We start from the raw sequence: 11,017 nt of genomic DNA, 5'->3' as shown, positions 1-11,017 counted from the left end.
CGCGTGCCGTCAGTCGCGCTGCGGCGGATACACCGTGGGGTCGTCCAGCGGTACCTTCAACCACGAGATCATCTGGCGCAGTTGGTGGTACGCCTGGAGCCGTGCCGCGTCGTCGTCCTTCTCCTCCGCCGCGGCGATCGGCTCCCACAGCCGGGGCACCATCACCGGCCCGATCTCCAACAGGCCGCCGCTTCCTCCGGTGGCCCATTTGGCGAGCACGTACCGCACGATGGCGCCGACGGGGATGTCCAGATTGCGGGACATGCCGCGCACCGTCTCCAGCGGGTCGAGCAGTCCGTAGGCGAGAACGTCCGACTTGAAGTTCGCATGCCGGTCGGCCGGGTCCCAGGTGCCTTTCCAACGACGCAGACATATTACTTCCGAACCGTCGTCCACGGTCCAGACGTCAGGCGTTTCCGGATCAGCGTTCACGTAACTCTCCCTGGTCCGTGGACATTTCCTGGATTAAGCCACGGCCGGCCGGCCGTCGGCAAGGGCGTCCAGGGCTCTCTGGACAGTCGGCCGGAAACCGGAGTAAAACCGGTAGCACGCGCCGCAGCAGCTCCGTCATCCGAATGCACAGGCAACCTCGAAAGCTGGTCCCGGATTTTCCCCGGGCTCCGGCTTTCCGGCCGGCGACCGCGCCCGCACGCCGTATTGTTCCCGGAAGGAGTTCCCTTGAATGCTTCGCCGGCCACCACGGAGCCGAAGTCCGTAGTCGCCCGAAGAAGCGGCTCCACGACCCGGCAGGTCCTCCTGGCGAGCACCATCGGAAGCGCCATCGAATGGTACGACTTCTATCTGTACTCGACGGCGTCCGTGCTGATCATCGGGCCGTTGTTCTTCCCGGGGAGTTCCACGACGGCGACCATGCTGGCCACGTTCGCGACCTATGCCGCCGGGTTCGTGGCCCGGCCGCTGGGCGGCGTGGTCATCGGGCACTTCGGAGACCGTGTCGGCCGCAAGAACATGCTGGCACTCACCCTTCTCGTGATGGGCCTTGCCACCTTTCTGGTCGGCGTCCTGCCGACCTACGAGCAGGCCGGAATCCTGGCGCCCGCGTTGCTGGTCACCCTACGGATTCTGCAAGGCATCGGCATCGGCGGGGAGTGGGGCGGAGCCGTACTCATGAGCGCGGAGTACGCCCCGCCGGGACGCAAAGGTCTGTGGACCGCCTTTCCCGCGGCCGGTTTTCCGCTGGGGCTGCTGGGCAGCACCGCCGTGATCGAGCTGATGCTCCGGATGCCGGAGCGGCAGCTCCATGCCTGGGGCTGGCGTCTGCCGTTCCTCGCCTCGATCGCCCTGGTGGTACTGGGCGTGGTCGTACGGCGGAAGGTGGCGGAGTCCCCGGAGTACGTGCGGGCGAAAAGGACGACGGCCGTGTCGGCCCTGCCGGTCCGGGAAGTGCTGCGGCACACCCCCGGCAAAGTGGTGCGCGGCGCCTTGGCCGCGCTCGGTCTCGCCGTGATCGTCAGCACCTTCACGGTCCAGCTCTTCACCGCGGCCTCCGCCGGACAGCAGCACACCGCCCGCTCGGTATTGCTGCTGGGGCTCGCGGCCGGCGCGTTGGCCGAAGCGCTGATGCTGCCGGTGTGCGGGGCACTGTCCGACCGGTGGGGCCGCCGTCCGGTCATTCTGTCCGGATACGCCGTCTGCGCCCTCGTGGCGGTCCCCGCGCCCTACTGGCTCGCTTCGGGAGAACCGTGGCTGGTCGTCATGACGTTCGTCCTGGCCATGGGGGCCGGCCACGCCGCGGTGTACGGTGCCTTCGCCTCCTTCCTGGTCGAGATGTTCCCCGTCCAGCAGCGCTATTCGGCACTGGCCGTGACCTATCAGGTCGGCGCGACGATCGCCAGCTTCAGCCCGCTCGTGGCCACGGCCGTCGCCGGATCGGAAAAGGCCACCTTTCCCGGCATACTCATCATGATCGGCTGTTTGGCTCTCGCGTCCGCCGCGGTGGCGGGTTCCCGGCCGGGGGCCGGGGCCGGAACAGCGGCCCAAGAGCCTTCGCCGTGAGCCGGCTTCCGGAACGGTCCCGTCGGCTGCCACCGCAGGGCCGGGACGGGGACCGCCCCAGGAGTACGACATCGGCACCTTCCGTTCCCGCGGCTCAGCACAAGCCGCAGGCGTGCCCGGGAACATTCTCCACGACGTGCCAGCGCTCCGGCGCCTCGTCCTGGCCGGACGGCGCATCGTCCGCCCATCCGGCCAAGGCGCGGCACAGTGCCGCATTGATGGCGGACGTCGCTTCCCCGGACAGGTGTCCCCAGCGCTTGGCCATCGCCGCGGCTTTCTCGTAGTGCGTCACGGCCTCGTCGAAACGCCGCTGGGCGCGTGCCAGCATGCCGAGTCCGTGCAGCGCCTGCCGCGCGATGAACGGGTCCTGCCCCTGGCGGGCGGAGCTGATCGCCAGGCCCGCGTACTTCCGCGCCTCGGCCGGCCACCCCGTCTGGTACGCGGTGACCGCGTACAGGAACTGGGCCCGCCCCAGCGTTCGCGGCTCATTGCGTTTCGCGGCCGCGCGCACCAACGGAGGTACCGCGGCCCGCAGTCGCTCGTCACCCACGGCCCCGGCGAACGGCGACACCGCGATCAGCAGATCCACGGCACGCGGCAGCAGATCCTCCTCCGCCCCCGCCGGGCGGCGAGCCGCCTGCAGCGCCGCGCCGGATATCGTCGGCACCTCGCTCCGGACCCACTCCCGCGCCTGCCGGAAGTCGGGAAAGGACATCCCCACCGTGGCCCGCAGCCGAAAGGCGTCCTGCACCGGGTCGCCGGGCGCCGCCAGGGCGAACGCGTTGCACGCCGTGGCCAGCAGGTGCTCCAGCAGCCCCCGGAGGGCCCGGTCCGACGCGGCCTGGTCGTGCCGGCCGAGCCGCGCGGTGGCCACGGAGCGGGCCACGTAGCGCACCCGGTACCGGCCGGGCCCGGACGAACCCAGCAGCGAGTCCGCTCTGAGGGCCTCCAGGACGCGTTCCGCCGTGGGTTCGTCCACCATCAGCACCGCCGCGGCGCTGCGCACCGTGAAGTCCGGGACGCCCGTGGCCGTCAGACGGGCCAGCGGTGCGAGCTGATCGGGCATCAGGTGCCGGTGTCCATGGCCGGCCGGCCCGTCCGGTGCGGCGGTGCCGGTGCCGTCGATACCGCTGTGTCCCTGTGTCAGCGAAGTCAGCAGTACCTTGATGCTCCACTCGGGGTGGGCGGCGAGCCGCCCGGCCGCGACGCGCAGGGGAAAGGGGAGCCGGTCGCACGCCTCGGCCAGGCGCCGCGCGTCCTCCGGTTCCGCGGCTGTCCGGACAGGCCCCAGCACCTGGTCCATCAGCGCGACGGCCTCGTCGAGGGTGAGTCTTCCCAGACACGCCCGGGCCGACCAGGGGAGGCCGGGCAGGCTCGACCGCGCGCTGACGATGACGCCGCACCGGGCGCTCCCCGGCATCAGGTCCCGTAGCTGCTCCGCGTCCCGCGCGTCGTCCAGCACCAACAGGACCCGTCGCTCGTCCAGCATCGAGCGGAAGAGGTCGCGGCGTTCGTCCCGGCCGTCGGGAACAACCTGCTGCGGTACTCCCATGGACAGCAGGAAACCGGCCAGGACGGCGGACGGGTCGGCGGACACCTTGGCGGCACCGCGGAGATCGGCGAACAACTGGCCGTCCGGAAAGGCGTACTTCACCTGATGGGCGGCGTGCAGGGCCAGCGCGGTCTTGCCGATGCCCGCCACCCCCGAGATCCCCACCGCGGCGGGTGCGGTCCGCGCCGGGTCCGTCAGCGCCGCACAGAGGTGGGACACCTCGGCCTCCCTGCCGACGAACCCCGGGTCGTCCGCCGGGAGCTGGGCGGGAGGCGGCAGACGGAATCTCCTGGACCCGACCGGGACCGAGAGCTCTGCCCCGCGGCCCTCCTTCCCATTTGATGCGCCGCGCAGCAACTCCGTGGGAGGGGCACCGCTGAGGATGTGCTGCTGCAATGTGGTGAGCTCGGAACCGGGATCGATTCCCTGCTCTTCCAACAGAAGCTTCCGCACATCCTGGTAGACATCCAGGGCCTCGGTCTGCCGCCCGACTCCGTACAACGCTCGCATGAGCAAACATCGGAACCGTTCGTTGAGCGGGTAGGCTCCCACCAGATCGGTCAGCTCCGGTACGACGAGCCGGTCCCGCCCGGACTCCAGAGCCAGATCGTAGTGCTCCTCCAACGTAGCGATCCGCAGCTCTTCCAGCCGGGCCCGCTGCCGCGCGGCGAACGGGCCCGGCACACCGCTCAGCGGCTCGCCCCGCCACAGGTCCAGGGACGCCGACAGCAGACGTCCGGCCTCCTGCGTCCGGCCCGCCCTGCGTTGCTCGACGGCCCGCTTCATCAGGGACTGGGCGCTACCGGCGTCCACCGCGGAAGAGGCGGTGGCCAGCCGGTAGCCGTCACCGACCGATTGCAGTACGGACGAGTCCGCGGCCCCCTGCGGATCCAGGAGCTTGCGGAGCCGCCAGACATAGGTACGGATCGTCGTCACGGCCCGCTTCGGTGGCTGAAAACCCCACACGGCTTCGATCAGCCCGCTCATCGGCACGGCCTTCCCACCGTTCAGCAACAGCCCCACGAGTACCGCCTGTTGCTGGGGTGGCCCCACCGGCACGCCGACACCGTCCCGGTAGGCACAGAGAGGCCCGAGAACGTTGAACCGTAACTCATCCGCCATGGCTCGTCCTGTGGTGTCGGTACCGGAGGGGGAGCACATCGTCACCGCAACAAGAAGAGTTAAAGGTAATGCGAAAGTGTATGCCCGACCAGAACGAAAGCTTCAAACCAGCCGGATCCAGCCGTGTCCGCGCCCCTCGGCCCCCGCCTCGCAGGACGCGCACAGCCAGCACCGGAACGCGCCCGCCCCGCCCGCTCCCGCGTCCCACCGGGCGGTTCACCGACGCTCCTCAGCCACCCCGGGCGGCCACCGTCTCCCCGGCACGCCGGACCTTCCGGCCCCCGACGTCTGGTTGTGATCCTCAGGTGTGTCGGCAAGCGGGCGTGCGGGCACGCTTTCACGTTAAGGCCTTCGGTCGGCCGGGCACTGACGCTGCCGCACGCTCCCTTCCGGACGATGACGGCACGGACACGTACGCGCTCCTCTCAGTCCGCGCCCGCCGACGTCGGAGCGGGCGGCACCCAGCGCTGGTTACGTGCCTGCTGCGACCGCAGACCGTAGTCGGGCTTGAGCTCCTCGGGAATGGCGTACTGCATCACCCGGCCGCGGGTCAGGGAGGCGAGTTCGAAGCCGGAGACCAGGCTGCCCGCCTTGTCCAGGGCCCACTCCCCCAGCGGGCTGCTGTCCTCGATGGCCTCCAGCATGCCGAGGATCACGGGCACGGCCTTGGCCGCCGTGTCCCACGGGCTGCGGGGAATCTGCAGCCAGCCGGCGATGGTGTCGCCCACGAGGAAGCGGATCGTGGCAGGGACGATCGGGTCGAACAGGGTGCCGGGGACCACGTCCTCGTACATCCGCATCAACTGGTTGTTCAGCCGTACGCCCTCCTCCGAGGGCCCCAGGTTGCGCAGGAGGTAGAGGTCGGCGTACGCCCGTGCTTCGGTGAGGTTCTCCGGTGCCGCCGCCATGTCGCAGCCCAGGATGGAGCCGACGACGCGCCAGGCGTAGTAGTACGCCTCCGCGCCCTCCTCGCTCATGTGGATGCCGAGGCGGTGCATCGCGTCCAGGACGAGGATCGAGAAGCAGATCTGCCCGCCGATCATGTCTTCCTGGCAGAGCGGCATCCCGTCCCGCTCCCTGTCCCAACGTCCGGACCTGGTCAGGTGATGGCGCACCGCGGCGTGCAGCAGGCGCACTTTCTGGGCGGCCGGGATGAACTTGCTGCCCTCCTCGAAGGCGTTGGTCTGCATCAGGTACGTGACGAACTGCCCGGTGTTCGCCATCCGGCGCGACGGGTAGTCCATGGAGTGCGTGGAGGCCAGCAGCTTGGCCACGCGCGGGACGGCGTACGTGGTCGGCATGGCGGCGAAGGACAGGCCGGTGTTGATGTGCGCGGCGTTGTCCATGAAGAACAGCCGTGCCCGCTCCATGATGTCCCAGTCGACCCATGCCGGGGGCATGCCGGTCGCTTCCAGGTAGGACGCCGCCGATGGCGGCAGCCCTTCCGGCAGTTTGTGTCCGGCGGTGGTGAAGAAGCGCATGAGGGTGTTGAAGTCCGACACCTCGCCCCGTTCGAACATGGCCGCCACGGTCTCGTCGGCGAGCGGGTCGCCTTGGGTACGCAGCTCGTCCAGCGTCGCCTCGGTGCATCGCGCGGTGGCCCCAGCGCCCCCAGCAGGCCCAGTCGTCCCAGCAGCCCCGGCGATCCCATCGATCTCTGAAGTCACGAATTCCTCATCTCTCTCGTTGTCCTCACAGGGACCGGTCGGCCGCCGAAGCCGCCAGGGCGCCGAGCACCGAGCGCGCGTCCGCCGGCAGCGCCACGGAGTCCAGCGCCGCGCGGGACCGCGCGATCCGTTCCTCGATCATGTCCTCGACGCGCTGCCGCGCACCGCAGTGCTCCATCAGCTCCCGTACGAGCGCCGCACCGGCCTCGTCCAGGCTCGGGCCGGCCGCCAAGGTCTTGGCGAGCAGTTGCCCGTCGGCCGGGGAGAGGAGCGAGGTGGTCAGCGCGAGCAGGGCGGTGGGTTTCCTGTCCCGCAGGTCGTCCAGACGGGATTTCCCCGTCCGGTCCGGGTCACCGAAGGTGCCCAGCAGGTCGTCGCGGAGCTGGAACGCTTCGCCCAGCGGCAGCCCGTATCCGGTGAAAGCGGCGAGTACGCCCCGGGAGGCACCGCCGAGCGTGGCGCCCAGGTGCAACGGCCGCTCCACGGTGTACTTGGCCGTCTTGTACCGGGCGACCTCCAGTGATTCGGCGACCCCGGAGGTGCCGTCGCCGGTACGCAGGACTTCCAGGCACTCCCCCGCGACGGTCTCGCGCAACAGCGAGGACCACAGCGGAACCGTCCGTGCCACATAGGCGCCGGGCAGCCCGCAGGTCGCGAAGACCTTGCCCGCGTACCCCATCAGCAGGTCGCCCAGCATCATCGCGAGCGCGGCGGAACGGTCCTGACGGCGCCCACCGGGCTGGTCGTGCGCGTCATCCCAGGGACGGACGCCGCCGGCGGCGAAGGCGACATGCGCCGTCGGCAGTCCGTGCCGCAGCCGGCTGTCGTCGATGATGTCGTCGTGGGTGCACGCGGCCGCGTGCACCAGCTCCATGGCGGCCGCGGCCTTGATCACGCCGTCGCAGTCCGGCTGCCCGGAAGCCCGCCAGCCCCAGTAGAGGAAGGCCGCGCGCAGTCGCTTCCCGCGCGTCAGCGCGCTGCGCAACTGGGCGCAGAAAGGAGCGAGTTCGCCGGACAGGCGCAGCAGCTCGGCTTCCTCCTCGTCGGCCAGCCGGCACAGGTACGCGTCGATGCGCTGCTTGAATTCCGCCGCGTCATGCATGGGCCGGCCCGGACGCCTCGGCCGCCCCGGCCCGCTTCGCCGCGCGGCGCGCCATCACCTCAAGGTAGTTCTCGGTGTCCGGCGCGACACGACGGGACGCCAGCTCGCCGCGGGCCCGCAGGTCGTCGACCCCGTCGGCGAGGAGCTCCCGCAGATCGGAGCGGCGCAGCAGTTGCTGCCCCCGGTCCGCGGCGCGACGCAGCCGTTCGAGCGCGACATCGGCGATGCCCACGGCGAGGAGGGCCACGCTCTCCAGTCCGGCGGCGGGGAGCCGGCCGAACGGGCCGGCACCCGCGGGGTCGTCGGCACCGACGGAATCGGTCCTCACGAAATCGGCACCCGCGGGCCCCGTACCTGCGGAATCGGTTCCCTTTTCCTGCTCCGGCATCTCCGGCACTCCCTCACTCCCGTTCCGATGCGATCTTCCGATCGCCCAGGAGCTTCCAGTGAACCGATCCGCACGGCAGGAGACCGCTGTTCCGGCTCCCCACCCCTCGCCAGGGGACCGCAATTCCTACGATGGAGTGACGATCACCCCATCAGGCGGACGGCGGCGGTCCTGATCCCGTACAACACGACCGGTCCGCCGACGTCAGGTACGCCGGCAGGCACCTCCGTGCTCCGGCCGGACGGTCCACCGCCCACCATCACCCACCCGTGACCGCCTCCGCCGCGGCGCGTCCCAGCAAGGTGTGGAGGAGTCTGGTGGCCGGCAGGGAGGAGTGGAGGTAGACGTGTTCGTTGCGGTGTTCCACCGCGGTCAGGAGGGCGCGGAAGGTGGCTTCTGCTTCCTCCGTGCGGCCTGCGTGTTGCTGGGCCTGGCCCAGTAGGCCCAGGTGGAGCGGGTGGCGCAAGTAGGTTCTGCTGGTGCGCAGTTCGGTGAGGGAGGCGTGCATGAGGTCGAGGCCGTCGTCCTCCTGGCCCGAGTGGGTCAGGCCCCAGCCCTTCAGTACGCCCAGCAGTGCCTTCCAGTAGAGGAGACCGTGTTCGCCTGCCAGCCGTACGCCTTCCGCGCCCGAGGAGCGGGCCGTTGCCGCGTCGCCCTCCCAGGCGGCCACCACCGCGTCCACGTACAGGGCGAAGCACCGGTCCGAAGGGCGGCTTTCGAACTTGGTCAGGCGCAGGAGCTCCCGTCGGCGCGTTCCGGCGGTGCGGCGGTTGCCCAGCAGCCAGTGGGTGAAGGCGTTGTAGGAGCGGCAGGAGACGCGCGGGTCGTGCTGGAAGGTGCGGGCCAGGGCGCGCCCCTCCCTGGCGAAACGGTCTGCCATGGCGACCGCGTACTCCAGTTCGCTGAGGGCCTCGGACAGTCGGCCCCGTACGTGCAGCACGATGCCCTCACCGTACGCCGCGCCCAGGCATCCCACCGGCGCACCGGTCGTCTCGCGCATCTCCCGTAGCAGGCCGGAGAACTGTCGCGAGTCCTCGTAGCGGCCGGTGACCAGGTACGCCGCGCAGAGCGCCCACAGGACCGAGGGGTCTTCCGGTGCGTGGGTGACCGCGCTCAGCGCCCGGCCGTGGGACAGCTCCGACTCGGCCTCCGGGTGGCCGTAGCCGCGCGTGGTCGCCAGTACTTGGCCCAATTGGATGCGCAGTTGCTGCTCCAGGCGCACTGCCGACGGGTCGTCGGGGCGGAGCAGCCCCACCAGGTGCAGTGCCCGGCGCAGCCACATCTCCACCTGCTCGTAGGCCCATTGCTGTTCGGCCTGTTCGGCGGCGCGCAGCAGCCTGGGGAGGGCGCGTTCGACGGGGACGGCGTCCTTGGCCTGCCACGAGTGGTCGGCGACCCGTTCGATCTCTTCCTGCCCGGCCCGCCCTCGCGCGCACAGCGCCTCGGCGACCCGGGCGTGCAGCCGCTGCCGGTCCTCGGAGGCGAGCTCCTCGACGAGCGTCTCCCGTACCAGGGCGTGGGCGAAGTGCAGCCGGCCCGGGTGGTGCGGGTCCTCGGCGAGCAGGCCCGCGCGGATCGCCGTCTCCAGCGCGGCGGGAACCGGTTCGTCGGCCGGTACGGAGCGCCTGAGCAGGTCGGTGTCGACCTCGCTGCCGATGACCGCGCACACCCGCAGGACGCGGAGCACCGGCTCGGGAAGGGCGTCGAACCGCTGGTGCAGCGCGTCCCGCACTCCGGCCGGTACGCGGGCCAGGAGTACGGCGACCGCGTCGGACCGGTGCAGGCTGCGCGCGTCCCCGAGGAGCGAGAGGAGCTGCATGACGAAGTACGGGTTGCCCTCGCTCCGCCGGTGCAGCACCTCCACGACCTCCGGGTCCACGCCGGGGCCGGCCTGGGCGTCCACGAGCGCGGCGACGGCCCGCCGGGACAGTCCTCCCAGGCGCAGGGTCTCCGTCCGCGGCCCGCGCAGGACTTCGGACAGGGTGCGGCGGAGCGAGTCGTCCGACTCGGCCTCGAATTCGCGGGCGGTCAGCACGATGCCGAGCGGCTGGCCCTGGCGGCGGGTGCTCAGCAGCCTGAGCAGTTCCAGCGAGGCGGTGTCGGCCCACTGGAGGTCTTCCAGGAACAGCACGAACGGGCGCTGCCGGGCCAGTGTGAGCAGGACCTCGCACACCGCGTCATGGGTGAGGAAACGTGCCTGGCCCCAGTCGGATTCCGAGCCGGACCGGCCGGGGTCGGAGCCCGTCGGGCGTTCGGGCAGGAGCGGGGTGAGCAGGGCGCCGAAGGGCTCGGCGACCCGGAGGAACGCGTCGGCGCGGGTGAGGGCGAGCCGCCGCAGAACCTGGGTCCACAGCCAGTAGGGCGGGACCCCCTCACCGGGGAAGCAGTGGCCCCACACCACTTCGGGGCCGCCGTCCGATTCGAGGCGCGCGGCGAGTTCGAGGAGCAGCCGGGTCTTGCCGACGCCGGCGGGGCCGAGGACGGCGGCCACGGGGCCGTGGCCGACCAGTGCGCTCGCCGCGGCGGTCGCGAGGCGGTGCAGTTCCTGGCTGCGCCCGGTGAAGGGGGACGGGGCCGCGGTGCCGCCGGCGGGTTCCGCGCGCAGTACGGCCGCCTGGGGTGTACCGGTGGGGCCGTCGGCCGTCGCGCCGTGCCCGCGTCCTTCGGTCTCCGTGTGCCCGGCCTGGCACGCCGGCCGCTCCGCCGTCGCGGGCTCCGCTTCGGGGCCGTGGAGCGTGTCCGCCGCTTCGGGGCTGCGGAGCGTACGCGCCGCCTCGTGCGGTGGCGGTGCCTTTCCCACCCAGTCGGGGCGGTGGGCGGGCGGGCTCTCCGGGCCGGTGCCGTTGGCCTCCGGGTCCTGGCGGAGGATCGCCGTCCGCACCCGGCGGAGTTCGGACGTGGTGCCGACCCCGAAGTCCTCGGCGAGGTGGTGGCGGGTCCGCTCGTACACCTCCAGCGCCTCCGCCTGGCGTCCCAGCCGCGACAGCGCCGCCATCAGGTGGCCGACCAGGCGCTCCCTGGCGGGGTGGGGGGGGGGGGGGGGGGGGGGGGGGGCCCCCCCCCCCCCCCCCCCCCCCGCCGCCGGTCAATAGCTGCCGGTCAATAGCTGCCGGTGACCGGGACGCGGGCGGCGAAGGTGCCGTTGCCGCGGCCGGCCCAGCGCAGGACGG

General features: G+C 71.5%; 7 protein-coding genes and 1 pseudogene. 1 reads left to right on the top strand and 7 read right to left on the bottom strand.

The window, feature by feature from the left end; translation table 11 throughout:
• Positions 1-9 precede the first annotated feature (9 nt).
• On the bottom strand, positions 10-432 hold the full coding sequence (locus ACZ4QV_RS33950; RefSeq protein WP_361150930.1) for a DUF6027 family protein: 423 nt from the start codon (positions 430-432) through the stop codon (positions 10-12).
• 246 nt (positions 433-678) lie between these two features.
• Here ACZ4QV_RS33950 and ACZ4QV_RS33945 point away from each other — a divergent pair, with 246 nt between their 5' ends.
• Entirely contained in the window at positions 679-2,016 is a 1,338-nt protein-coding gene (locus ACZ4QV_RS33945; protein ID WP_467763838.1) for an MFS transporter, read from the top strand.
• Between the two features lie 94 nt (positions 2,017-2,110).
• On the opposite strand, the gene ACZ4QV_RS33940 is transcribed toward ACZ4QV_RS33945, so the two are convergent.
• The 6 genes and pseudogenes from ACZ4QV_RS33940 to ACZ4QV_RS33915 form a co-directional block, all read right to left on the bottom strand.
• Positions 2,111-4,690 (bottom strand): AfsR/SARP family transcriptional regulator, encoded by a 2,580-nt coding sequence (locus ACZ4QV_RS33940; RefSeq protein WP_467763837.1) that lies wholly within the window; start codon positions 4,688-4,690, stop codon positions 2,111-2,113.
• Between the two features lie 425 nt (positions 4,691-5,115).
• On the bottom strand, positions 5,116-6,336 hold the full coding sequence (locus ACZ4QV_RS33935) for an oxygenase MpaB family protein (protein ID WP_361151113.1): 1,221 nt from the start codon (positions 6,334-6,336) through the stop codon (positions 5,116-5,118).
• Between the two features lie 46 nt (positions 6,337-6,382).
• Positions 6,383-7,459 carry a polyprenyl synthetase family protein gene (locus tag ACZ4QV_RS33930; RefSeq protein WP_467763836.1) on the bottom strand — a complete coding sequence of 359 codons (1,077 nt, stop codon included), beginning with the start codon at positions 7,457-7,459 and terminating at the stop codon, positions 6,383-6,385.
• The gene (locus tag ACZ4QV_RS33925) at positions 7,452-7,787 is read right to left on the bottom strand and encodes a hypothetical protein (RefSeq protein WP_361150918.1); all 336 of its coding nucleotides are present in this window, start codon (positions 7,785-7,787) and stop codon (positions 7,452-7,454) included. Before ACZ4QV_RS33925 ends, ACZ4QV_RS33930 begins: the two co-directional genes overlap by 8 nt.
• 319 nt (positions 7,788-8,106) lie before the next feature.
• Positions 8,107-10,647 carry an ATP-binding protein gene (locus ACZ4QV_RS33920; RefSeq protein WP_467763862.1) on the bottom strand — a complete coding sequence of 847 codons (2,541 nt, stop codon included), beginning with the start codon at positions 10,645-10,647 and terminating at the stop codon, positions 8,107-8,109.
• 75 nt (positions 10,648-10,722) lie between these two features.
• A pseudogene (locus ACZ4QV_RS33915) lies at positions 10,723-10,863 on the bottom strand (BTAD domain-containing putative transcriptional regulator); the annotation flags it as partial.
• Positions 10,864-11,017 lie beyond the last annotated feature (154 nt).

The sequence above is a fragment of the Streptomyces sp. NPDC026394 genome (genome assembly GCF_055567735.1).
Note: the sequence above shows the minus strand (reverse complement) of the source record. Positions and strands in the feature narration are given on the sequence as shown.

Coding starts and splice junctions, on each gene's coding strand:
- ACZ4QV_RS33940 (WP_467763837.1), bottom strand. CDS start 4,690: ATGGCGGATGAGTTACGGTTCAACGTTCTCGGGCCTCTCTGTGCCTAC.
- ACZ4QV_RS33930 (WP_467763836.1), bottom strand. CDS start 7,459: ATGCATGACGCGGCGGAATTCAAGCAGCGCATCGACGCGTACCTGTGC.